This window comes from Aliiroseovarius crassostreae, from assembly GCF_001307765.1.
GTDB classification, from domain to species: domain Bacteria; phylum Pseudomonadota; class Alphaproteobacteria; order Rhodobacterales; family Rhodobacteraceae; genus Aliiroseovarius; species Aliiroseovarius crassostreae.
The window spans coordinates 89738-112700 of record NZ_LKBA01000019.1; the positions used below are offsets into that span (position 1 = coordinate 89738).

Genomic DNA, 22963 nt, shown 5'->3' on the forward strand with positions numbered 1-22963 from the left:
CGTTACTCCACCGTTACGGATTTGGCAAGATTGCGCGGCTGATCCACATCGGTGCCTTTGGCAATAGCGGTGTGATAGGCCAGCAGCTGCGCGGGGATCGCATAAAGGATCGGTTGCAGAAGTTCGGGCGCTTCGGGCATGGTGATTGCGTTCCAGACGCCATCGCCCGAGCTTTGGGCCGCGCGCGCGTCTGAGACCAGAAGCACCCGGCCACCACGGGCCATCACCTCTTGCATGTTCGACACGGTCTTGTCGAAAAGACCGTCATGGGGGGCCATCACCACGATCGGCGTGTGCTGATCCACAAGCGCAATCGGGCCGTGTTTCAGCTCACCCGAGGCATAACCTTCTGCATGGATATAGCTGATTTCCTTGAGTTTCAGCGCGCCTTCCAGGGCCAGGGGGAACATCTGGCCGCGTCCCAGAAACAGCACATCCCGCGCTTCGGCCAGCTTGGAGGAGATCCTGCGGGTCTCCTCATCAATCGACAGGGCGGCGGACATGAGGCCGGGCAGCTGGCGCAGCTCCGCCAGCTTGGCGGCAAGCCCGTCCGCGCTCAGATGTCCACGCGCATGGGCCGCTTTCAGGGCCATCAGGGCAAAGCAGGTCAGCTGTGCGGTGAAGGCTTTTGTCGAGGCGACTGAGACTTCGACACCGGCGTGGATTTCCACCGCCACGTCACTTTCGCGCGCAATCGAGCTTTCGGGCATATTGATCAGGCTGAGGATATGATCGGCCTTGCCCTTGGCATAGCGCAGGGCCGCCAGCGTATCGGCGGTTTCACCGGATTGGCTGACAAACAGCGCCGCCGTGCGTGGGCTGAACGGGGCTTCGCGGTAACGGAATTCGGACGCCACGTCGATGTCCACGGGCAGGCGGGCATAGTGCTCGAACCAGTATTTTGCGGTCAGGCCAGCATAATAGGCCGTGCCGCAGGCGACAATTGACAGCCGGTCGATGGCGGCGAAATCCACCCCCTCAAGCTCCATGGTAATCTGGCCATTTGTCACGTAGGCCGAAATAACCTCACCAACCACGGTGGGCTGCTGGGCGATTTCCTTGGCCATATAGTGTTTGTAGCCGCCTTTTTCGGCCATGGTTGCATCCATCCGGACCTGTTTCATTGGGCGGTTGGTCTGGCGGTTTTCCGCGTCGAAGATCTCGGCGCCTGCGCGGGTGATCACAGCCCAGTCGCCTTCTTCCAGATAGGTAACCCGGTTGGTCATCGGGGCCAGCGCAATGGCATCTGACCCGACAAACATCTCACCATCCCCATGGCCGATGGCCAGCGGGCTGCCCTTGCGCGCGGCGATCATCAGGTTGTCATGGCCCTCAAACAGGAAGCAGAGGGCAAAGGCACCCTCCAGCCGGGCCAGCGTGGCGCGCACGGCGTCAACCGGGCTGGCCCCTTTGTCGATCCGGCTTTGGGTCATCAGGGCGACAGTTTCGGTATCGGTCTCCGTGCAGAAATGGATCCCTTCAGCGGCGAGTTCCTCGCGCAGTTCGCGGAAGTTCTCGATGATCCCGTTATGGACCACCGCCACGGTGCCCGCGCGATGGGGGTGGGCATTGTCGGTGGTCGGGGCGCCATGGGTGGCCCAGCGGGTGTGGCCAATGCCGGATTTTCCAGCCAGAGGATGATGCACCAGATGGTCCGACAGGTTCACCAGTTTGCCCACGGTGCGACGACGGGCCAGAGCCCCCTCGTCGTTTACCGTTGCAATACCCGCACTGTCATAGCCGCGATATTCCAGCCGCTTCAGCGCTTCGACCAGGATCGGGGCGGCTTCGTGATTGCCAAGAACTCCTACAATTCCGCACATGTTACTTGCCTTCCCGTTTGCGCGCCTTGAGCGCCTTGAGTTTCTTGAACAGTTTCACCGCAAGGCCCGGTTTGATCTGCTGATCCGCCCGCGCAATCGCCAGCGCCCCGTCTGGCACGTCCCGGGTGATGATCGAACCTGACGCTGTCATCGCCTCATCCCCCACACGAACCGGGGCCACCAGCATCGTGTCCGAGCCGATAAAGGCGCGTTTGCCGATATGGGTGTGGTGTTTCATCACGCCATCATAGTTGCAGGTGACGGTGCCCGCACCCAGGTTTGCCTCGTCCCCGACGGATGCGTCCCCCACGTAAGACAGGTGGTTGACCTTGGCCCCTTCGCCGATCTGCGCATTCTTGATTTCCACGAAATTGCCGATCTTGGCGCCATTGGCAAGCTCGGCCCCCGGGCGCAGCCGCGCATAAGGGCCGACGATGGCGCCGGTGGAGACGTGGCAGCCTTCGAAATGGCTGAAGGCCCGCAGCCGTGCACCGCTTTCCACGGTCACCTCCGGGCCGAAATAGACATTCGGTTCAATGAAGGCATCGCGTCCCACCACGGTGTCGAGTGAGAAGAACACGGTTTTTGGGGCCTGAAGTGTCACCCCGTCCTCCAGCACCTCTGCGCGGCGGCGGGTCTGAAACAGCTCTTCGGCGGCAGCCAGTTCCGCGCGGGAGTTGATGCCGAGCGTTTCCGCCTCGTCACAGGTGACGGCCACGGCCCGCAATCCCCGCCTATTGGCGATTTCCACAATGTCCGTCAGGTAATACTCGCCCGACGCATTGTCGTTGCCCACGCCGTCAATCAGCGAAAACAGGGTCTGGGCGTCCGCCGCAACCACACCGCTGTTGCAAAGCGTTATGGCGCGTTCCGTGTCATTGGCATCTTTGAATTCGACAATGCGGGTCAAGGTTTTGTTTTCCACAACCAGACGCCCATAGCGGCCGGGATCAGCTGCCTCAAAGCCAAGCACCACCACATCCGCGCCGTTCTGGCGCGCGTCGGCCATGGCCTGAAGCGTCTCCGGGCGAATGAAAGGCGTATCACCATAGAGGACAATCGCGTCACCTTCAAAGCCAGCCAGTGCTTCGCGGGCCTGCAACACGGCATGGCCGGTGCCAAGCTGGTCTTCCTGAACGGCCAGCGTGATGTCGGGGTCGATCTCATGGGCGGCTTTCCTGACCAGATCGGCCCCATGGCCCACCACCATCACCGTGCGCTCTGCCGCCAGATCACGGCCCGAGGCCAGCGCATGGGCAAACAGCGGCGCATTGCCCACCTCGTGCAACACTTTGGGAAGGTCCGATTTCATCCGTGTGCCGCGTCCTGCGGCCAGCAGGATCAGGGCGGTGGGCAAGGGTGTGGTCATGGTGATCTGCTCTTTTAAATCCGTTGGTCCCGTTTTACCTCTTGGGTAAGCGCCCGCAAGAGGGCTAGGTTCACTTAACTTTACCATGGATTACACATCGGGCCATATCGACGCCGCAACTGGCGTGTTTTTGCCGAAACCCGATCACCGCAGAAAAGAGGGGCAGATGCAGACTGTTATCTTCGATCTTGATGGGACGCTGGCGGACACATCCGGCGATCTGATCGCCGCGGCCAATGCCTGCTTTCAGGCGCTGGGGCTGGGGCAGCCGCTTGATCCGGTGGCGGATGCCCTGACCGCCTTTCACGGAGGGCGCGCGATGCTGCATCTGGGGTTCGAGCGGTTGGGGCATGGGGATGTTTCGCAGCGCGACCCCCATGTGGAGCGCGAGTTTCCCAACCTGCTGGACCATTACCGTATCGGGATCGACCGGCATACCCGGCTTTACCCCGGTGCGGTGGCGGCGGTGAAACGGTTGCGCGCGCAGGGCTATGCGGTGGGGATCTGCACCAACAAGCCCGAGGGGCTGGCCGATCTTCTGCTGGTGCGACTGGGGATCCGGGACCTGTTCACGTCGCTGATCGGTGCAGACACTCTGCCCACCCGCAAACCAGACCCCGCACCCTATGTGGCATCGGTCGAACAGGCTGGTGGCCGCGTTGAGGCGTCGCTGATCATCGGGGATACCATGACCGACCGGGAAACGGCGCGCGCAGCCGGCGTGCCCTGCATCCTGGTGGGCTTCGGTCCGGAAGGGCAGGGCGTGTCGCGGCTTGCCCCCGAAGCGATGCTGGACCATTTCGATCATCTGGACGACATTGTCGCCTGGCTGATTGGCCAGCCGGTCACGGTGTGACGGTAAGGGTCGGGTGGTTTGGGGAAAGGGCGCGCATATGACTGAACAAGAGATCTTTTCCGGAAATTTTACCCAGCAGGAACCGATCCCCGACGATGCGGTTGCCGCCGCGCTTGAGGTGCTGCGCCACGGGCGCCTGCATCGCTATAACGTCGCCGAGGGGGAACTGTCGCAAACCGCGCTTCTGGAGCAGGAATTTGCCGCCGCAATGGGGGCGAAATATGCGCTGGCCGTGTCGTCGGGCGGCTATGCCATCGCAACCGCTTTGCGTGCCGTGGGGGTGCAGCCGGGGGAGGCGGTGCTGACCAACGCCTTTACCCTGGCTCCGGTCCCTGGGGCCATCGCGTCACTGGGGGCACGGCCCGTTTTTGTCGAGGTCACCGAGGCGCTGACGATTGATCTGGAGGATCTGGAGGCAAAACTGCCTCAGGCCAAAGTTCTGCTGCTCAGCCATATGCGCGGGCATATCTGCGACATGGACCGGTTAATGGCGCTTTGCAATGCGGCCGGGGTGGTGGTGATCGAGGATTGCGCCCACACGATGGGCGCGCGCTGGAACGGAGTTCTGTCCGGGCGGCATGGGGCGATGGCCGCCTATTCGACCCAGACCTACAAGCATCTGAATTCCGGGGAAGGCGGGCTGTTGATTTCGGATGATCCTGACCTGATGGCACGGGCCACGATCCTGTCGGGATCTTACATGCTTTATGAACGACATCTGGCCGCCCCGCCGCCCGAGGCCTTTGCCGAAATCAAATATCTTACCCCGAATATCTCTGGTCGTATGGACAACCTTCGCGCGGCGATCCTGCGGCCTCAGCTCGCTAGGCTGGAGGGTCAATGTGCAGGGTGGAATGCCCGGTATCGTGCGGTGGAGGCGGGGCTGGCGGACACGCCCGGACTGACGCTGATTGAACGCCCTGACGCGGAAGACTATGTCATGTCGTCCTTCCAGTTCCTGCTGTTGGATTGGGCGGCAGAAAAGGTGGAGGGCGTGGTAATGCGCTGTGCGGCGCGCGGTGTTGAACTGAAATGGTTCGGCGGCGAAGAGCCTACGGGCTTCACCAGCCGATATGACAGCTGGCGATATGCAGATCCGCCCCGCCTGCCGCGGACGGACCGGATCCTGAAGGCGGTCTTGGATCTGCGCCTGCCGCTGACTTTCAGCCTTGATGATTGCGCTCAGATCGTGCGGATCATCCGCGACGAAGTGGCCGCTGCGTCTCAGAACCGGGCGCCATAACCTCCTCTGTTGCCGATTGACGGCAGACCCGCCCAGCGTCTGGGGGCGCGTCGTTTCACCTTCTGATCTGCCTTGGCATGGGGATTTGCGACGCTGCGTCCCCATTGACCCGAATCTGCCTCCCGGTCTAGGAAATGAACAAGCGTTCAATAATGGGCGACACTTAATTCCGGCCGTCGCAACCGGCCCATCCCGGAGGACCACATTATGTTCACAAATTCCATGAATTTCGACCTCGGAGAAGACGTCAACGCCGTGCGAGAAATGGTGCACGCCTTTGCGCAGGAGCGGATTAAACCACTGGCCGAACAGGCGGACAAGACCAACGAGTTTCCGAACGAGCTGTGGACCGAATTTGGTGAGCTGGGCCTTTTGGGTGTCACGACGCCCGAGGAATTTGGCGGCTCGGACATGTCTTATCTGGCGCATGTGGTGATCGTCGAAGAGATCGCCCGTGCCTCGGCCTCGATTTCACTGTCCTACGGGGCGCATTCGAACCTCTGCGTCAACCAGATCCGCCGCAATGCGACCGATGAGCAAAAGGCGAAATACCTGCCGAAGCTGTGTTCGGGCGAACATGTGGGGGCGCTGGCCATGTCCGAAGCCGGGGCCGGCTCTGACGTGGTGGGCATGAAGCTGCGCGCCGAAAAGCGCAATGGCTATTACGTGCTGAACGGCACCAAGTTCTGGATCACCAATGGTCCGGACGCCGATACTCTGGTGGTTTACGCCAAGACCGACCCCGATGCGGGCCCCAAAGGCATCACCACTTTCCTGATTGAAAAAGATATGAAAGGCTTCTCGACCTCGCCGCATTTCGACAAGCTGGGGATGCGTGGTTCAAACACCGCTGAGCTGATCTTTGAAGACGTGGAAGTGCCGTTTGAAAACGTGCTGGGCGAAGAGGGCAAAGGCGTGAAGGTGCTCATGTCCGGGCTGGATTACGAACGTGTGGTTCTCTCGGGGATCGGCACCGGCATCATGGCCGCCTGCATGGACGAAATCATGCCCTATCTGAAAGAACGCAAACAGTTCGGCAAACCAATCGGTGAGTTCCAGCTGATGCAGGCCAAGGTGGCGGATATGTACACCGCAATGAACTCGGCCCGCGCTTATATCTACGAAGTGGCCAAGGCCTGTGACCGGGGTCAGGTGACCCGTCAGGACGCCGCCGCCTGTGTGCTTTACGCCTCTGAACAGGCGATGGTGCAGGCGCACCAGGCCGTGCAGGCAATGGGGGGCACCGGTTTCATGAATGAAAGCACCGTCAGCCGCCTGTTCCGCGACGCCAAGCTGATGGAAATCGGTGCCGGCACCTCGGAAATCCGCCGGATGCTGATCGGCCGTGAGCTGATGGCGAACCAGTAATGAAGCGCTGGGCGATCATATGCGCCTTGACCTGCGTGGGGGCTCCGGTCTTGGCGCAGGACATCACCTATTCTTTCGATGCCACGCTGAATTGTCTGGCGGAAAAAGGGGGGGAAGGCGAGGCGCATCAGTGTTTCGGGGCTTCGGCCAATGCCTGTATGGAAAGCACTGAATACGGATGGAACACCGCAAGTATGGTGCAATGCCTTGATGCAGAAGCGCATGATTGGGACCGCCGGTTGAACGCGGCGTATGGATTGCTGATGAAGCAAAGCAAAATCGTGGATGCCGAGATGGCAGAGCTGGGATCAAGTGTGCCCAGCCAGGCCGAGGCGCTGCGTGCGATGCAACGTGCTTGGATCCCCTTTCGGGATGCGTCTTGTGAATATGAACGCTCGACCTGGGGGGGTGGCACTGGCGGCGGTCCCGCCAGCCTGTCCTGCTACCTTGATTTGACTGCGCGGCAAGCCTGGTCTCTGGAACAAAACCTTGCGGCGGATCAGGCCGCGAACTGCAACCATGAAGGATGCACAGAATGAAACTGAACTCACAAGCAATGCCGGGATCAGAAGCCTATAAGGCCAATCGTGACGGCCATCTGAACGCGCTGAATGTGGTGGCAGAGGCTGCTGAAAAGGCGATGCAGGGCGGGGGCGAACGTTCGCGTGAGCGTCACCTGTCGCGTGGCAAGATGCTACCGCGTGACCGTGTGTCGAACCTTCTGGATCCGGGTAGCCCCTTCCTTGAAATCGGCGCCACCGCTGCCCATGGCATGTATGACGATGCTGCCCCCTGCGCGGGGGTGATCGCCGGGATCGGCCAGGTGCATGGTCAGGAATGCATGATCGTGTGCAATGATGCCACCGTGAAAGGCGGCACCTACTACCCGATGACGGTGAAAAAACACCTGCGCGCGCAAGAGATTGCCGAGGAATGCAACCTGCCCTGCATTTACCTTGTGGACAGCGGCGGGGCCAACCTGCCCAACCAGGACGAAGTGTTCCCGGATCGCGACCATTTTGGCCGCATCTTCTACAATCAGGCGCGCATGTCCGCCAAAGGTATCCCGCAGATCGCCGTTGTGATGGGGTCCTGCACCGCAGGTGGCGCCTACGTGCCCGCCATGTCGGACGTGACCATCATCGTGAAAGAACAGGGCACCATCTTCTTGGCGGGGCCCCCGCTGGTAAAGGCTGCTACGGGTGAGGTGGTTTCCGCCGAGGACCTTGGCGGCGGTGACGTGCACACCCGCCTCTCTGGCGTGGCCGATTACCTGGCCGAAGATGATGCCCATGCGCTGGCTCTGGCGCGCCGCGCCGTGGAAAGCCTGAACCGCGAAAAACCCTTCACCGTAAAATGGCAGGAACCGGAAGAGCCGCTCTATGACGCCGAGGAATTGCTGGGCGTGGTGCCCGCCGACCTCAAGACCCCTTATGACATCCGCGAAGTGATTGCGCGCATCGTCGACGGGTCGCGTTTTGACGAGTTCAAACCGCGTTTTGGTGAAACCATCGTGACCGGCTTTGCCCATCTGATGGGCTGCCCGATTGGCATCATCGCCAACAATGGCGTGATCTTCTCGGAAGCCGCCCAAAAGGCCGCGCATTTTGTCGAGCTTTGCTCGCAGCGGAAAATCCCGCTGGTGTTTTTGCAAAATATCACCGGCTTCATGGTCGGTCGCAAATATGAAAACGAAGGCATTGCGCGTCATGGCGCGAAAATGGTGACTGCGGTCGCCACCACCAATGTGCCGAAAGTGACCATGGTCGTGGGCGGCTCTTATGGCGCGGGCAACTATGGCATGGCCGGCCGCGCCTATCAGCCGCGCTTCATGTGGACCTGGCCCAATTCGCGCATTTCCGTGATGGGGGGCGAACAGGCCGCAGGCGTGCTCGCCACCGTGAAACGCGACGGGATTGAACGCAAAGGTGGGACCTGGTCGGCGGAAGAAGAAGCCGCCTTCAAACAGCCCACCATCGACATGTTTGAGGAACAGTCCCACCCGCTTTATGCCTCGGCACGGCTCTGGGATGACGGGGTGATCGACCCGCGTAAATCACGCGAAGTCCTCTACCTGTCGCTCCTGGCCGCCCTCAATGCCCCGATCGAAGACACCAAGTTCGGCGTTTTCAGAATGTAACGGTTTCGCCTTTCTTCTTGGCGAAAATACTCTCGGGGGTTTGGGGGCGGACAGCCCCCAATGCCTCCGCCCGATAAAAGGAACAATAAGATGTTCAAGAAAATTCTGATTGCCAACCGGGGCGAAATCGCCTGCCGGGTCATGGAAACCGCCCGTAAACTGGGGGTTGCCACCGTGGCCGTCTACTCGGACGCAGATGCTGGGGCGCGCCATGTGATGATGGCGGATGAGGCCGTGCATATCGGTCCGCCGCAACCGGCGGAAAGCTATCTTCTGGGCGATCGTATCATCCAGGCGGCCCTTGAAACCGGCGCCCAGGGGATCCACCCGGGATATGGCTTCCTGTCGGAAAACCCCGACTTCGTGGATGCGGTTGAGAAGGCAGGCCTGACCTTTATCGGCCCCTCGGCGGATGCGATCCGCAAGATGGGGCTGAAGGACGCTGCGAAAAAGCTGATGGTCGAGGCAGGCGTGCCCGTCGTGCCCGGCTATCATGGCGAAAACCAGGATCCCGCTTTCCTCGCCTCCGAAGCTGAGAAAATGGGCTATCCGGTGCTGATCAAAGCCGTGGCCGGCGGTGGTGGCAAAGGGATGCGCCGTGTAGATGACCCCAAGGATTTCGCCGATGCGTTGGCTTCGGCCCAGGGCGAGGCGCAAACCGCCTTTGGCAATCCTGATGTGCTGGTCGAGAAATACATCCTCTCCCCGCGCCATATCGAAGTGCAGGTCTTTGGTGATGGCACATCAGCGGTGCACCTGTTTGAACGCGACTGCTCGCTGCAGCGCCGCCACCAGAAGGTGATCGAAGAGGCCCCCGCGCCGGGCATGACCGAAGAGGTCCGCGAGGCGATGGGAATGGCCGGTGTGCGGGCCGCCGAGGCGATTGGCTATAAGGGCGCGGGCACGGTCGAATTCATCGTGGATGGCTCAAACGGTCTGCGCGCCGATGGGTTCTGGTTCATGGAAATGAACACCCGCCTGCAGGTGGAACATCCCGTGACCGAAGAAATCACCGGTGTCGACCTGGTGGAATGGCAGCTTCGCGTGGCGTCAGGTGAAGGATTGCCGAAGCAGCAGGAGGAGTTGTCGATCAACGGTCACGCCTTTGAGGCGCGCCTTTATGCAGAAGATGTCCCCAAGGGCTTCCTGCCCGCCACCGGCACGCTGACCCATCTGAAGTTCCCCGCAGGGGCGCGATCGGATACCGGGGTCAGGGCGGGGGATACGATCAGCCCGTTTTACGACCCGATGATTGCCAAGATCACGGTGCATGCCGCGACCCGTGCAGCGGCTTTGCAAAAGATGAATGCGGCCCTGACCCAGACCGAAGTGGCCGGGTCGGTGACCAACCTCGCATTCCTCGGGGCACTGACACGGCATGACGGCTTTGCTGTCGGTGATGTGGATACCGGCCTGATTGACCGGGATCTTGAGGCACTGATTGCCGAACCCGGCCCGCGCCCGAGCGACATCGCCGCCGCCGCGCTTTCGGCGCTGGACCTGCTCAAGCCAAAAGGCACCGGATTCACCCTCTGGGGCGGTCTCAACCACTTTGTCACCCTGACCCATGCAGGTGAGGAATTTGCAGTTGTGGTGTGTTCTCACGGGGCGGATCATCACGTGGTCACCGTGGGGGAAGAGAAGGTTGTGGCCCGTCGTATCAACGGCCAGTGGGAACTGGGTGGTGATCATGGACCGCGCGTGGCCAAAGCGGGCAATGTGGTGACGGTCTTTGCCCAGTCCGGGCTGGAATTCCACGTGGCGGATCCGCTGGATCGCGACGCTGGCGCGGGGGCCGGGGCAGGGGTCATCGAAGCCCCGATGCCGGGTCTTGTGAAGGCGGTCTTTGCTCAGGCGGGCCAAGAGGTGAAGCAGGGCGATCGCCTTGCCATCCTCGAAGCGATGAAGATGGAACACTCGCTGGAAGCGGCGCGCGATGGCGTGGTGGCCGAGGTGCTGTGCGCCGCCGGTGATCAGGTCGAAGCGGGGGCGCCGCTGGTGCGTTTGGAGGAGGACGAGGATGAGTGATCATCCTTTCCGCCTGCACCATGTGCAATATGGCCGCTCGTTTCGGGTGCTGTGGCTGATCGAAGAGATCGGGCTTGCGGATCGGATCGGGCAGCCATGTGAGGTGGTGGCGTATCAGATCGGCTCAAAGGAAATGTTCCAGGGGGGGCTCAACGCTGTGTCCCCCGCCACCCGCATTCCCGCGCTTGAAATTGATGGCATCACGATGAGTGAAAGCGGGGCGATCACTGAATATCTGGTGGAACGCTATGCGCCGGAACTTGGGGTGGCACCGGGAGAGGCCGAGCGGTCGGATTACCTGCAATGGATCCACTATTCGGAAACCATGGCCAGCCTGATTGAGCAGCTGAACCTGCAGATGGTATTTCTGCGCCCTCCTGCCAAGGCCAGCCCTGTTGTGCTGAAGCTGAACGTGGCGCGGTTGCGCCACACGCTTGCCGGGCTTGAAACGCGGCTTGAGGGGCGGGAATGGCTGCTTGACCGTGGATTTTCGGCGGCGGACATCATGTTCGGCTTCAACCTGTTTGCCGCGCCTTATTACGTGAAACTGGACGCGTTTCCCAATATTCAGGCCTATCATGCGCGCATGCAGGCAATGCCCTCGCACCAGCGCACGGTGGCACGCGAAGGGGAACAGAGATTTTATGCGCAGGATTTCTATCCTGTCCCGGAAATGTGAGAACAGCCATGTCGGATTATGTAGAAATCTTCGAAGTGGGCCCGCGCGACGGGTTGCAGAACGAGAAACGCCAGATTCCAACGGCAGAGAAAATTGCCCTGGTCGACCTGCTGTCGGGGGCGGGGTTCAAACGTATCGAGGTGGCCAGTTTCGTCAGTCCGAAATGGGTGCCGCAAATGGCGGATTCAGCGGATGTATTGGCGGGCATCACCCGCGCTCCGGGGATCTCTTATGCGGCGCTGACGCCGAATATGCGCGGGTTCGAAGGGGCAATGGCGGCCAAAGCCGATGAAATTGCCATTTTCGGCTCTGCCTCGGAAGGGTTTTCAAAGGCCAATATCAATTGTTCGATTGAGGAAAGCCTTGAGCGATTTCTGCCTGTAGCTGAGGCTGCAAAAGCGGCAAATGTGAAAATGCGCGGCTATATTTCCTGCGTGACAGATTGTCCGTTTGACGGGCCGACGCCCGCCAGCAAGGTTGCCTGGGTGGCTGAAAAGCTGATCGGGATGGGCTGTTACGAAATCAGTCTGGGGGACACGATTGGACAGGCCACACCCGAAAGCATCTCGACCATGCTGGACGCGGTGCTGGAGGTGGCAGGGCCAGAGATGTTTGCCGGTCACTATCACGACACGTCCGGCCGGGCCTGTGACAATATCGAGGCCTCGATTGCCAAAGGGCTGCGGGTCTTTGACGCGGCCGTGGGCGGGCTGGGCGGCTGTCCTTATGCGCCGGGTGCGCAGGGCAATGTCGCCAGCGAGGCGGTGCATGATCGCGTGGTCTCACTGGGCATGACCACCGGGCTGGACCGCAACATTCTGGACAAGGCCGCAGATATGGCGCGGCAAATGCGCATCGAGGGGTAAAAGATGAGCTATCAGACAATTTCGATTTCGACGGATGCGCGTGGCGTGGCCACCCTGTTGCTGGATCGCGCAGACAAGCACAATGCCATGTCCGCGCAGATGATCGAGGAACTGACGGATGCGGCGCGGAAACTTGGCGCGGATGATCATGTGCGCGTGGTGATCCTGACAGGCGACGGCAAAAGCTTCTGTGCCGGGGGCGATCTGCGCTGGATGCAGGATCAGATGGCGGCTGATCCGGTCACGCGCGGGGTTGAGGCCAAGAAGCTGGCCATGATGCTCAACGCATTGAATATCATGCCAAAACCCCTCATTGCAAAGGTGCAGGGGCAGGCGTTCGGGGGCGGTGTCGGCATGGCGTCGGTCAGCGATATTTCGATTGGAGTCAAAGGTGCCAAGTTCGGTCTGACCGAGACCCGGCTGGGTCTGATCCCGGCCACGATCGGGCCCTATGTGCTTGCCCGTCTGGGGGAAGCAATGGCGCGGCGCGTGTTCATGTCCGCGCGGATTTTCGACGCGGATGAGGCGGTGACACTGGGGCTGTTGGCCAAAGCGGTTGCCCCGGAAGATCTGGATGCGGCGGTAGAGGCAGAGGTCGCCCCTTACCTCAACTGTGCCCCCGGCGCGGTGGCGGATGCCAAGGCGCTGGCCCGTCGTTTGGGGCCGCCGATCACCGAAGAGATCATTGACGAGACCATTGCGGGGCTTGTCTCTCGTTGGGAAAGCGCCGAAGCACAGGAGGGTATTGCTGCCTTTTTTGCCAAGGAAAAGCCCAGCTGGCAGTCGTAATCTGCACGAGGGATGTCGTAAATCCGAGTATTTTTCCCCGTTTTGGGCTTGGCGGGAACAAAACCTAGGATTGGTGAGTCTCTTTTCAAGCCCCCAAATATCATGTTGCTGGAAAAAGGAGGTGTCCCGGGTGAGGTATCTCCTAAAATTTTGGTTAACAGGTGATGAAAATCACCCTGTTATTTTATGGGATTTTCAATGTAAACTCCTTATAAACAACGAGATATTTCACAAGTGAGGCAAGCTCTTGTGATAACATTCATAAACCCGAATATTTGCCCCGCTTGGTTGACCCGACACCGGTGCGGCGGTAAACCGCACATAGCTAGCAGAATGCGGATTTGCCCGGAACAGGGCCGCATAAAAGGAGCCACACGTGGAAGACCTTCTCAGGGAATATCTCCCGATCATCATTTTCCTCGGACTTGCCATTGTCATCGGTCTTGTGCTGATCATCGCCGCCGTCGTCTTGGCTGTTCGCAATCCTGATCCCGAAAAACTCAGCGCTTATGAATGCGGTTTCAATGCATTTGATGACGCACGGATGAAGTTCGACGTCCGGTTCTACCTGGTATCGATCCTGTTCATCATTTTCGACCTGGAAATTGCTTTCCTGTTTCCCTGGGCCGTGGCCTTCAAAGGGGTTGGGCTGGTTGGCTTCTGGTCGATGATGGTGTTCCTTGCCGTGCTGACCATCGGCTTTGCATATGAGTGGAAGAAAGGGGCGCTCGAATGGGAGTGATGACCGGAGCAAACACGGCGCAGGGCGACCGTGAACACGCCACCCGCCTGCTGAATGATCAGCTGGCTGACAAGGGCTTTTTGCTGACCACCACCGATGACATCATCAACTGGGCCCGCACCGGGTCGCTGCACTGGATGACCTTTGGTCTGGCCTGTTGCGCCGTGGAAATGATGCACGCCTCGATGCCGCGCTATGACCTTGAACGGTATGGCATCGCGCCGCGTGCTTCTCCGCGTCAGTCGGATGTGATGATCGTGGCAGGGACGCTCACCAACAAAATGGCCCCCGCGCTGCGCAAGGTTTACGACCAGATGCCCGATCCGCGTTACGTGATCTCGATGGGGTCCTGCGCAAATGGTGGCGGGTATTACCACTATTCCTATTCGGTTGTGCGCGGCTGTGACCGCATTGTGCCGGTTGACGTCTATGTGCCCGGCTGTCCGCCGACCGCTGAGGCGCTGGTGTACGGCATCCTGCAGCTGCAACGCAAAATCCGCCGCACCGGCACGATTGTGAGGTAAGCGATGAGTGAAGCCCCGAATACCGCCAACCTGAAAGAGCTTGGCGCAATGCTGGAAGCAAAGCGCCCGGATTGCGTGCTGAGCTGGGAGGTTGCCTTTGGCGAGCTGAACGTCACCGTTCCGCTGTCGGCCATCCCCTCGTTCATCGAGTTCCTGAAGTCCGACAAGACCTGCAAATTCTCGACGCTCGTGGACCTGACAGCGGTGGATTACCCGTCGCGTGAGGAACGCTTCGACGTGGTTTACCACTTCCTGTCGATGTACACCAACCAGCGCATCCGCGTGAAAGTGGCTGTGCGGGAAGAGGAAATGGTGCCGTCGATCACCGAGGTGCACCCTTCGGCCGGCTGGTTCGAACGCGAAGTGTTCGACATGTTCGGTATCCTGTTCTCGGGTCACCCGGACCTGCGCCGCCTGCTGACGGATTACGGTTTCCGCGGCCATCCGCTGCGCAAGGATTTCCCGACCACCGGCTATACCGAAGTGCGCTATGACGAGGTTGAAAAACGCGTGGTTTATGAACCCGTGTCGCTGACCCAGGATTACCGCCAGTTCGATTTCATGTCGCCATGGGAAGGGGCCAACTATGTCCTGCCCGGTGATGAGAAATCTGACGAGGCCGGAAAGTAATCGGGCAGGATCAGGGCATGAGCGCGCAAAACATTCTTTACTGTGTAGGGGCACCGAAATCCGGCACCAGCTGGCTTTTCGACTATTTCTATTACCACCCAACAGCAAAGACGCGCGCGCTGAAGGAAATGCATTACTGGGACAGTCTTGAAGGCGGTCGTGGCGGGTTCTGGCTGGACCAGCACCGCGCCCGACGTGCGGATCTGGTCCTGGCCAACAAAACCGAGAAGAAGGCAGAAGCCAAGGCGTTTCAGGAAGCGGCCATCGCGGCAATTGACAACTGGGTCACTTGCTTTGATGGCCAGACCCGTGACGACGCAGCGTATCTGGATTTCATCTCGGATCATGGCAAAGCCGGGCTGGCGGTGGATTTCACCCCGTCTTACGGATCTCTTTCGGCACAAAGCTTTCAAAAGATGGCGGATCTGTCCGAAAATGCCCGTTTCCTGTTTTTGATGCGTGACCCGGTGGAGCGGGTCCTGTCGCATCTGCGCATGGACAGCCATGGGGACCTGGACGAGCTCAACCGCAAGATTGAGAAATTCCTCTCGGAAGAAGACAGCGATCTGCACATCCTGCGTTCGAATTACCGCCGCACGATCAACAACCTGCTGAAGGTTGTCCCGCGCGAGCGTGTGCATTTCGAATATTACGAGACCCTGTTCTCGGACGATGCTATTCAACGCCTGTGCACTTTTGCAGGCCTTGAACCGGCCAAGGCCCTTTTTGAGAAACGCGTCCATAAAGGGCTGCGTTACCCGAATTTCGCGGCGCCCGTCGAAAAACTGCGACAGGCCCTGAACCCGCAATACAATTTCGTCGAAAAGTTCATGGGTGAACTGCCGGCGGAATGGACCCAGAAGATGGTGAACGTATGATGGACGGAACCAAAGGCTTCAATGACGCCGAAACCGGCGAACAGAAGATCCGCAATTTCAATATTAACTTCGGCCCGCAACACCCGGCCGCGCACGGCGTGCTGCGGATGGTGCTGGAGTTGGATGGCGAGATCGTGGAACGCGCTGACCCGCATATCGGCCTGCTTCATCGCGGCACCGAAAAGCTGATGGAAAGCCGCACCTATCTGCAGAACCTTCCTTATTTCGACCGGCTCGACTATGTGGCGCCGATGAACCAGGAACATGCCTGGTGTCTGGCGATCGAAAAGCTCGCCGGGGTCGAGGTGCCGCGTCGCGGGCAGCTGATCCGCGTGCTGTATTCGGAAATTGGCCGGATCCTGAACCACCTGCTGAACATCACCACGCAGGCCATGGACGTGGGCGCGCTGACGCCGCCGCTCTGGGGCTTTGAAGAGCGTGAAAAGCTGATGATCTTTTACGAGCGCGCCTGCGGGGCCCGCCTGCACGCCAACTATTTCCGTCCCGGTGGTGTGCATCAGGACCTGCCGCCGGAGCTGATTGATGATATCGAAACCTGGGCCAATGAGTTCCCGGAAAAGATCGACGATATCGACGGGCTGCTGACCGAAAACCGCATCTTCAAACAGCGTAACGCCGATATTGGCGTCGTGAATGAAGAGGACATTTTGAACTGGGGCTATTCGGGCGTGATGGTGCGCGGCTCGGGTCTGGCTTGGGACTTGCGTCGTGCGCAACCCTATGAATGTTATGATGAATTTGACTTCCAGATCCCGGTTGGCAAGAACGGCGACTGTTACGACCGCTATCTCGTCCGCATGGAAGAGATGCGCCAGTCGCTGAAAATCATGCATCAGGCGATTGCCAAACTGCGCGCGCCCGAAGGGCAGGGCGACGTTCTGGCCCGCGGCAAGCTGACCCCGCCGAAACGCGGCGACATGAAGCGCGACATGGAAAGCCTGATCCACCACTTCAAGCTCTACACCGAAGGGTTCAAGGTTCCGGCAGGCGAAGTGTACGCCGCCGTGGAAGCCCCGAAAGGTGAGTTCGGCGTCTACCTCGTCTCTGACGGGTCCAACAAACCCTACCGCGCCAAGATCCGCGCGCCGGGGTATCTGCACCTTCAGTCGATGGATTACGTGGCCGGTGGCCACCAGCTCGCCGACGTCGCCGCCATTATCGGCACCATGGATATCGTGTTTGGGGAGATCGACCGCTAATGCTCCGCCGTTTGCATCATGAACAGCCCGAAAGCTTTGCTTTCACACCCGCCAACCTTACTTGGGCGGAAGGGCAGATTACGAAATATCCCGAAGGGCGTCAGGCCTCGGCGGTGATCCCGCTTCTGTGGCGTGCCCAGGAACAGGAAGGCTGGCTGTCCAAGCCCGCGATCGAAGCCGTGGCTGACATGCTTGGCATGGCCTATATCCGCGTGCTGGAAGTGGCGTCCTTCTACTTCATGTTCCAGCTGCAACCGGTTGGATCCGTGGCGCATATCCAGATTTGCGGCACCACGTCCTGCATGATTTGCGGCGCGGAAGACCTGATTGCCGTCTGTCGTGAGAAGATTGCGGACAAGCCGCATCAACTCTCGGAAGATGGCAAGTTCAGCTGGGAAGAGGTCGAGTGCCTTGGCTCCTGCACCAACGCGCCGATGGCGCAGATCGGCAAAGATTACTTCGAGGATCTGACCGCCGAAGGTTTTGCCAAGATGATCGACGAGATGGCCGCAGGCACCGTGCCGGTGCCCGGTCCGCAAAACGGTCGTTACGGGTCGGAACCGCTGGCCGGTCTGACCTCGCTCACCGAATTTGAAAGCGGCAAGGCGCAGTATAACGCCTCGGTGCAGCTGGCAACGGATATTGGCGACAGCATCAAGCGGATCGACGGCACCGAAGTGCCGCTCTCGACCCCGTGGCTGGGCAAGAATGCCACCGGCGCCAAGACGGCCCCGCCGAAAGCGGCGGACGCGGGCAAGCCTGCCAACCAGCAGAAGAAAGCAGCCAAACCTGCGGCAGCGACGGCTGAGAAAGCTGCGCCTGCCAAGAAAGCCAAAGCTGACAAGGCAGAGGCCCCTGCTGCCACCACTGGTGAGGCCAGGAAGCCGCGCGTCATGAAAGCGCCGCGCAAGGCCGGCGCCGATGATCTCAAACAGCTCAAAGGTGTTGGTCCCAAGCTGGAGCAGACCCTGAACGAACTGGGGTTCTGGCATTTCGACCAGATCGCAAAATGGACCGCGGACGAGATTGCCTGGGTGGATGACAATCTGAAATTCAAAGGCCGGATCGAACGGGATGGTTGGGTCGAACAGGCCAAGATCCTTGCCGAGGGCGGCGAGACCGCGTTCTCGAACAAGGTAAAAAAGGGCGACGTCTATTAAGGGCGGAATGAAAGTATGACGATGGCACAGGACCCATTGAACAGTAATGGCCGGGACGGGCGCGTGGCGGGGATCGTCATTGCCTTGACCGGTGCGCTGTGGGTCGGTGCTGCCTGGGTCGGGAAAAGCCTCGAATGGTCCAATCGGACCATGGCGCTGGTGGATCTGATGGCCCTGGCCGGGTTTGTGTTTGGCCTGGTCTTAACGTATCGGATCTGGCGCAAGAGCCGCCGGAATGATGAAGGATAAGAGCGAATGCTGCAGGATAAAGACCGGATCTTTACCAACCTTTATGGCATGCACGAGCGCACCCTTGCGGGCGCCAAGGCACGTGGCCACTGGGACGGCACAGCCGGGATCATCAAGAAGGGTCGCGACTGGATCATCGAACAGATGAAGGCCTCGGGGCTGCGCGGGCGTGGGGGCGCGGGCTTCCCGACCGGTCTGAAATGGTCGTTCATGCCGAAGGAAAGCGACGGTCGCCCGGCCTATCTGGTGATCAATGCGGATGAGTCCGAACCCGGCACCTGTAAAGACCGCGAAATCATGCGCCACGATCCGCACACGCTGATCGAAGGCGCGCTGATTGCGTCTTTTGCGATGAATGCCAACACGGCCTACATCTATATCCGCGGCGAATTCATCCGCGAGCGTGAGGCTCTGCAGGCCGCGATAGATGAAGCCTATGATGCGGGCCTGCTCGGCAAGAACGCAGCAGGGTCGGGCTGGGATTTCGACCTGTTCCTGCATCACGGTGCCGGTGCCTATATCTGTGGTGAGGAAACTGCGCTGATCGAAAGCCTTGAAGGCAAAAAAGGCATGCCGCGCATGAAGCCGCCCTTCCCGGCGGGGGCTGGCCTGTATGGCTGCCCGACCACGGTGAACAATGTGGAATCGATTGCCGTTGTGCCGACCATCCTGCGGCGCGGCCCGGAATGGTTTACCTCGTTTGGGCGTCCGAACAATGCGGGCACCAAGCTTTTCGGCATTTCGGGACATGTGAACAATCCCTGTGTGGTCGAAGAAGCGATGTCGATCTCGTTCGAAGAGCTGATCGAAAAGCATTGCGGCGGTATTCGCGGCGGTTGGGACAACCTCAAGGCTGTGATCCCCGGCGGTTCTTCGGTGCCCTGTGTGCGTGGTGAAAACATGCGCGATGCGATCATGGATTTCGACTATCTGCGCAATGATCTTGGTTCGGGTCTCGGCACTGCGGCCGTGATCGTAATGGATCAGCAGACCGACATCATCAAGGCCATCTGGCGCCTGTCGAAATTCTATAAACACGAAAGCTGCGGCCAGTGCACGCCGTGCCGCGAAGGCACCGGTTGGATGATGCGGGTGATGGATCGCCTGATGCGGGGCGAAGCAGATGTGGAAGAGATCGACATGCTGTGGGATGTCACCAAGCAGGTGGAAGGTCACACGATCTGCGCCCTTGGTGATGCAGCCGCCTGGCCGATCCAGGGTCTGATCCGCAATTTCCGCGACGAGATCGAAGATCGCATCCGGGTCAACAAACAGGGCAAAGCCAGCATCGCGGCTGAGTAAGAACAGGAAGAAACGACGTCATGAAAACATGCCCCCCCATGCGTAACATCTTGGAAGCAGGCGTTAAATCGCCTGCTGACGGGCGTTGTTATTGCATGTCATGGGGGCGGGTTTCCACCTTTTGCACAGCAAAAGGAGTGATTTCATGACCAAGTTCAAAACCGTTCTCGCCAGTGTTCTTGCCGCAAATATCGCCACGTCCGCATTTGCGGTGGACTACGCGGTGATGCGCAAAGATACGCGGGTGCATAACGAACTGCTTTGGGCGGCTCTTGCCCATTTGATCGACGAAAACTGCGATACGCTGAGCCTGCGCAAGTTTCGACTGTTCAACAAGGCGATGGCCCTTCAGGCCTATGCGCATTCTCTGGGCTACTCGATCCGTGAGATCGTGGCCTATGTGGACAGCGAGGAAGAGCAGGAACGGTTTCGGGCCATTGCCGAACCGATGCTTGCGGATATGGGCGCCCGAAAGGGCGACGAGGAAAGTTACTGTGCGGTGGGCCGCGCAGAAATGGATAAAGGAACTTTTACGGGCAAGCTTCTGTCGGAATGACGGCAGGGCCTGCGGGTAAAGGCAAGGAAAGGGCAGGGGGCATGGGCCTCTTGCAGGATGAAAAGGGACCGTGATGAGCGACCTGAAAAAGATCGTCATTGACGATATGGAAGTCGAAGTGGATGGCGCGATGACGCTGATCCAGGCTTGTGAGGTAGCAGGCGTGGAAGTGCCGCGTTTCTGTTATCACGAGCGTCTGTCGATTGCCGGCAACTGCCGCATGTGCCTTGTCGAAGTTGTGGGCGGCCCGCCCAAACCCGCAGCCTCCTGCGCGATGCAGGTGCGTGATCTGCGCCCGGGGCCGGAAGGCCAGCCGCCGGTGGTGAAAACCAACTCGCCGATGGTCAAGAAGGCCCGCGAAGGCGTGATGGAATTTATGCTGATCAACCACCCGCTGGATTGCCCGATCTGCGATCAGGGTGGCGAATGTGACCTGCAGGACCAGGCGGTTGCCTATGGCCTGTCCGGCTCGCGGTTCAAGGAACAGAAACGTGCCGTGGACGATCTGGATCTTGGTCCGCTTGTGTCGACCACGATGACCCGCTGCATTTCCTGCACCCGCTGTGTGCGCTTCACGACCGAGGTCGCGGGCATCACCCAGATGGGGCAGACCGGTCGCGGTGAAGACGCGGAAATCACCAGCTATCTGAACCAGACTTTGGACAGCAACCTGCAGGGCAATATCATTGACCTCTGCCCGGTTGGCGCGCTGACCTCAAAACCTTATGCGTTCACCGCCCGTCCGTGGGAACTGACCAAGACCGAAACCATTGATGTGATGGACGCTCTGGGCTCAAATATTCGTGTCGACACCAAGGGCCGTGAAGTGAAACGGATCCTGCCGCGCAACCATGATGGCGTGAACGAGGAATGGATTTCCGACAAGACCCGCTTCATCTGGGACGGTCTGCGCCGTCAGCGCCTGGACACGCCTTATATCCGTGAAAATGGCAAGCTGCGCAAAGCAGGTTGGGGCGAAGCTCTGACCGCAGCAGCCGAGGCGATGAAAGGCAAGAAGGTTGCAGGTCTCATTGGGGATCTGGCCAATGTCGAAATGGCGTTCTCGCTCAAGACCCTGATCGAAGGGCTGGGCGGCAAGGTGGAATGCCGTGTTGATAATGCGCGCCTGCCCACCGACAACCGTTCGGGCTACGTGGGTACCGCGTCGATCGAAGACATCGACAATGCAAAGTTCATTCAGCTCATTGGCACCAACCCGCGTGTCGAAGCGCCGGTTCTGAACGCGCGGATCCGCAAGGCCTGCCTGAAAGGTGCCAATGTTGGTCTGGTGGGGGACGCCGTTGATCTGACTTATGAATATGCACATGTCGGCAATGATCGCGCCGCTCTCGAGAGCCTTTTGAACAAAGACTATGGCGCCGTGAAAGAGGCGCCGTCTGTTGTGATCGCTGGCATGGGCGCGCTGCGCGAGGCGGATGGTCTCGCGGTTCTCGCGGCTGCGATGAAGCTTGCCGAAGATACCGGCTCCAAACTGATGGTTCTGCACACGGCCGCTGGCCGCGTGGGCGCGCTGGATGTGGGGGCGGTGACCGAAGGCGGCATCGAGGCGGCCACCCATGATGCAGAGGTGATCTTCAACATGGGCGCGGACGAGATCGACATCGATGCGGGCCCAACCGTGATTTACATGGGCAGCCACGGGGATCGCGGTGCCATGCGCGCCGATATCATCCTGCCGGGGGCGGCTTATACGGAAGAGGCTGGTCTTTTCGTCAACACCGAAGGCCGTCCGCAGCTTGCGCAACGCGCCGCTTTCCCGGTGGGTGAGGCCAAGGAAAACTGGGCCATTCTGCGCGCCCTGTCGGCCGAACTGGGTCAGACCCTTCCGTGGGACAGCCTCGCGGGTCTGCGTCAGGCAATGGTTGACGCGGTGCCGCATCTGGCTGCCATCGACCAGGTTGTTGAAAACAGCTGGCAACCGCTCACCACGGGGTCACTTGGCAAAGCGAGCTTCCGCTATGTGATCGGCGATTTCTACCTGACCAACCCGATTGCACGCGCCTCTGAGGTGATGGCAGAGCTGTCTGCCCAGGCACGGGCGCGTCAGTCTGAAAAGCTGGCAGCAGAGTAACACGAACAGGACGGGATCCGGACAATGCGTAAGATGGGAACACAGGCAATGATGACGGGGGGGGCTCTGGCCGCTCTCCTGTCTGCCTGTGTGCCGTCTGAGCCGCAGAAAACCGAGGAGCCGCAACCCTTTACCCCGGAATACCTTGGGGTGAAGACGCAGCTTCTGGATGGGGATCTGGTCAATTTTCACGTCACCATGACTGGTGCGCGTGGCAACGAAGATGTGGCGGCCTATGCGGAATGCGCGGCCGCGCAATATGCGCTTATTCGCGGGTACGGATTTGCCCGCCATGTGCGCACAACAGTGAATGACAGGGGCAATACCTGGACAGGCAATGCGGCTTACGTGATTTCGGCCGCGCTTCCAAAGGGTCTGAAAACGATCGACGCGGAAGTGACTGTGCAGAATTGTCTTGAAAACGGAATACCGACGGTCTGAGGGCATGA

22 protein-coding genes are annotated in these 22963 nt (G+C 59.8%); 20 read left to right on the forward strand and 2 right to left on the reverse strand.

The window, feature by feature from the left end; translation table 11 throughout:
• Positions 1-2: 2 nt before the first annotated feature.
• Positions 3-1823 (reverse strand): glutamine--fructose-6-phosphate transaminase (isomerizing), encoded by a 1821-nt coding sequence (gene glmS / locus AKJ29_RS13130; protein WP_055191544.1) that lies wholly within the window; start codon positions 1821-1823, stop codon positions 3-5.
• A 1-nt stretch (position 1824) separates the two neighbouring features.
• A complete protein-coding gene (gene glmU, locus AKJ29_RS13135) occupies positions 1825-3180 on the reverse strand; it encodes a bifunctional UDP-N-acetylglucosamine diphosphorylase/glucosamine-1-phosphate N-acetyltransferase GlmU (protein ID WP_139231357.1) in 1356 nt (451 codons plus the stop codon).
• Positions 3181-3358: 178 nt separating this feature from the next.
• Here glmU and AKJ29_RS13140 point away from each other — a divergent pair, with 178 nt between their 5' ends.
• The 20 genes from AKJ29_RS13140 (at position 3359) to AKJ29_RS13235 (ending at position 22955) form a co-directional block, all read left to right on the forward strand.
• Positions 3359-4048: an HAD-IA family hydrolase gene (locus tag AKJ29_RS13140; protein ID WP_055192453.1), complete on the forward strand. Its 690-nt coding sequence runs from the start codon at positions 3359-3361 to the stop codon at positions 4046-4048.
• 37 nt (positions 4049-4085) lie between these two features.
• A complete protein-coding gene (locus AKJ29_RS13145; RefSeq protein ID WP_055191548.1) occupies positions 4086-5291 on the forward strand; it encodes a DegT/DnrJ/EryC1/StrS family aminotransferase in 1206 nt (401 codons plus the stop codon).
• Between the two features lie 207 nt (positions 5292-5498).
• Positions 5499-6659 carry an isovaleryl-CoA dehydrogenase gene (locus AKJ29_RS13150; protein ID WP_055191550.1) on the forward strand — a complete coding sequence of 387 codons (1161 nt, stop codon included), beginning with the start codon at positions 5499-5501 and terminating at the stop codon, positions 6657-6659.
• Entirely contained in the window at positions 6659-7198 is a 540-nt protein-coding gene (locus AKJ29_RS13155) for a lysozyme inhibitor LprI family protein (protein WP_074963652.1), read from the forward strand. Before AKJ29_RS13150 ends, AKJ29_RS13155 begins: the two co-directional genes overlap by 1 nt.
• Positions 7195-8799: a carboxyl transferase domain-containing protein gene (locus tag AKJ29_RS13160; RefSeq protein WP_055191552.1), complete on the forward strand. Its 1605-nt coding sequence runs from the start codon at positions 7195-7197 to the stop codon at positions 8797-8799. Before AKJ29_RS13155 ends, AKJ29_RS13160 begins: the two co-directional genes overlap by 4 nt.
• A gap of 90 nt (positions 8800-8889) precedes the next feature.
• A complete protein-coding gene (locus AKJ29_RS13165) occupies positions 8890-10827 on the forward strand; it encodes an acetyl/propionyl/methylcrotonyl-CoA carboxylase subunit alpha (RefSeq protein ID WP_055191554.1) in 1938 nt (645 codons plus the stop codon).
• Positions 10820-11506: a glutathione S-transferase family protein gene (locus AKJ29_RS13170; RefSeq protein WP_055191556.1), complete on the forward strand. Its 687-nt coding sequence runs from the start codon at positions 10820-10822 to the stop codon at positions 11504-11506. The genes AKJ29_RS13165 and AKJ29_RS13170 overlap by 8 nt, the downstream gene beginning before the upstream one ends.
• A gap of 8 nt (positions 11507-11514) precedes the next feature.
• Positions 11515-12372, forward strand: a complete 858-nt coding sequence (locus tag AKJ29_RS13175) for a hydroxymethylglutaryl-CoA lyase (RefSeq protein WP_055191558.1) — start codon at positions 11515-11517, stop codon at positions 12370-12372.
• Between the two features lie 3 nt (positions 12373-12375).
• The gene (locus AKJ29_RS13180) at positions 12376-13161 is read left to right on the forward strand and encodes a crotonase/enoyl-CoA hydratase family protein (RefSeq protein ID WP_055191560.1); all 786 of its coding nucleotides are present in this window, start codon (positions 12376-12378) and stop codon (positions 13159-13161) included.
• 376 nt (positions 13162-13537) lie between these two features.
• Positions 13538-13903: an NADH-quinone oxidoreductase subunit A gene (locus AKJ29_RS13185; RefSeq protein WP_055191563.1), complete on the forward strand. Its 366-nt coding sequence runs from the start codon at positions 13538-13540 to the stop codon at positions 13901-13903.
• Positions 13894-14427, forward strand: a complete 534-nt coding sequence (locus AKJ29_RS13190; RefSeq protein WP_055191565.1) for a NuoB/complex I 20 kDa subunit family protein — start codon at positions 13894-13896, stop codon at positions 14425-14427. Before AKJ29_RS13185 ends, AKJ29_RS13190 begins: the two co-directional genes overlap by 10 nt.
• A 3-nt stretch (positions 14428-14430) precedes the next feature.
• Entirely contained in the window at positions 14431-15057 is a 627-nt protein-coding gene (locus AKJ29_RS13195) for an NADH-quinone oxidoreductase subunit C (RefSeq protein WP_055191567.1), read from the forward strand.
• A gap of 17 nt (positions 15058-15074) precedes the next feature.
• Positions 15075-15935, forward strand: coding sequence for a sulfotransferase (locus tag AKJ29_RS13200; RefSeq protein ID WP_055191569.1), 861 nt, complete (start codon positions 15075-15077; stop codon positions 15933-15935).
• The gene (locus AKJ29_RS13205; protein WP_055192455.1) at positions 15935-17155 is read left to right on the forward strand and encodes an NADH-quinone oxidoreductase subunit D; all 1221 of its coding nucleotides are present in this window, start codon (positions 15935-15937) and stop codon (positions 17153-17155) included. The genes AKJ29_RS13200 and AKJ29_RS13205 overlap by 1 nt, the downstream gene beginning before the upstream one ends.
• Positions 17155-18315, forward strand: coding sequence for an NADH-quinone oxidoreductase subunit E (locus AKJ29_RS13210; protein ID WP_055191571.1), 1161 nt, complete (start codon positions 17155-17157; stop codon positions 18313-18315). The genes AKJ29_RS13205 and AKJ29_RS13210 overlap by 1 nt, the downstream gene beginning before the upstream one ends.
• Positions 18316-18330: 15 nt before the next feature.
• Positions 18331-18564, forward strand: coding sequence for a DUF5337 domain-containing protein (locus AKJ29_RS13215; protein ID WP_074963651.1), 234 nt, complete (start codon positions 18331-18333; stop codon positions 18562-18564).
• Positions 18565-18570: 6 nt separating this feature from the next.
• The gene (nuoF, locus tag AKJ29_RS13220) at positions 18571-19866 is read left to right on the forward strand and encodes an NADH-quinone oxidoreductase subunit NuoF (protein WP_055191574.1); all 1296 of its coding nucleotides are present in this window, start codon (positions 18571-18573) and stop codon (positions 19864-19866) included.
• Between the two features lie 145 nt (positions 19867-20011).
• Positions 20012-20422, forward strand: a complete 411-nt coding sequence (locus AKJ29_RS13225; protein ID WP_055191576.1) for a DUF5333 domain-containing protein — start codon at positions 20012-20014, stop codon at positions 20420-20422.
• 73 nt (positions 20423-20495) lie between these two features.
• The gene (gene nuoG, locus AKJ29_RS13230) at positions 20496-22514 is read left to right on the forward strand and encodes an NADH-quinone oxidoreductase subunit NuoG (RefSeq protein WP_055191578.1); all 2019 of its coding nucleotides are present in this window, start codon (positions 20496-20498) and stop codon (positions 22512-22514) included.
• A 33-nt stretch (positions 22515-22547) separates the two neighbouring features.
• Positions 22548-22955 (forward strand): hypothetical protein, encoded by a 408-nt coding sequence (locus AKJ29_RS13235; RefSeq protein ID WP_055191580.1) that lies wholly within the window; start codon positions 22548-22550, stop codon positions 22953-22955.
• The last annotated feature ends 8 nt before the right edge of the window (positions 22956-22963 follow it).

Coding starts and splice junctions, on each gene's coding strand:
- AKJ29_RS13180 (WP_055191560.1), top strand. CDS start 12,376: ATGAGCTATCAGACAATTTCGATTTCGACGGATGCGCGTGGCGTGGCC.
- AKJ29_RS13140 (WP_055192453.1), top strand. CDS start 3,359: ATGCAGACTGTTATCTTCGATCTTGATGGGACGCTGGCGGACACATCC.
- AKJ29_RS13175 (WP_055191558.1), top strand. CDS start 11,515: ATGTCGGATTATGTAGAAATCTTCGAAGTGGGCCCGCGCGACGGGTTG.
- AKJ29_RS13195 (WP_055191567.1), top strand. CDS start 14,431: ATGAGTGAAGCCCCGAATACCGCCAACCTGAAAGAGCTTGGCGCAATG.
- AKJ29_RS13150 (WP_055191550.1), top strand. CDS start 5,499: ATGTTCACAAATTCCATGAATTTCGACCTCGGAGAAGACGTCAACGCC.
- nuoF (WP_055191574.1), top strand. CDS start 18,571: ATGCTGCAGGATAAAGACCGGATCTTTACCAACCTTTATGGCATGCAC.
- AKJ29_RS13235 (WP_055191580.1), top strand. CDS start 22,548: ATGGGAACACAGGCAATGATGACGGGGGGGGCTCTGGCCGCTCTCCTG.
- AKJ29_RS13170 (WP_055191556.1), top strand. CDS start 10,820: ATGAGTGATCATCCTTTCCGCCTGCACCATGTGCAATATGGCCGCTCG.
- glmS (WP_055191544.1), bottom strand. CDS start 1,823: ATGTGCGGAATTGTAGGAGTTCTTGGCAATCACGAAGCCGCCCCGATC.
- AKJ29_RS13210 (WP_055191571.1), top strand. CDS start 17,155: ATGCTCCGCCGTTTGCATCATGAACAGCCCGAAAGCTTTGCTTTCACA.
- AKJ29_RS13200 (WP_055191569.1), top strand. CDS start 15,075: ATGAGCGCGCAAAACATTCTTTACTGTGTAGGGGCACCGAAATCCGGC.
- AKJ29_RS13165 (WP_055191554.1), top strand. CDS start 8,890: ATGTTCAAGAAAATTCTGATTGCCAACCGGGGCGAAATCGCCTGCCGG.
- AKJ29_RS13155 (WP_074963652.1), top strand. CDS start 6,659: ATGAAGCGCTGGGCGATCATATGCGCCTTGACCTGCGTGGGGGCTCCG.
- AKJ29_RS13145 (WP_055191548.1), top strand. CDS start 4,086: ATGACTGAACAAGAGATCTTTTCCGGAAATTTTACCCAGCAGGAACCG.
- AKJ29_RS13190 (WP_055191565.1), top strand. CDS start 13,894: ATGGGAGTGATGACCGGAGCAAACACGGCGCAGGGCGACCGTGAACAC.
- AKJ29_RS13205 (WP_055192455.1), top strand. CDS start 15,935: ATGGACGGAACCAAAGGCTTCAATGACGCCGAAACCGGCGAACAGAAG.
- nuoG (WP_055191578.1), top strand. CDS start 20,496: ATGAGCGACCTGAAAAAGATCGTCATTGACGATATGGAAGTCGAAGTG.
- AKJ29_RS13215 (WP_074963651.1), top strand. CDS start 18,331: ATGACGATGGCACAGGACCCATTGAACAGTAATGGCCGGGACGGGCGC.
- AKJ29_RS13160 (WP_055191552.1), top strand. CDS start 7,195: ATGAAACTGAACTCACAAGCAATGCCGGGATCAGAAGCCTATAAGGCC.
- AKJ29_RS13225 (WP_055191576.1), top strand. CDS start 20,012: ATGACCAAGTTCAAAACCGTTCTCGCCAGTGTTCTTGCCGCAAATATC.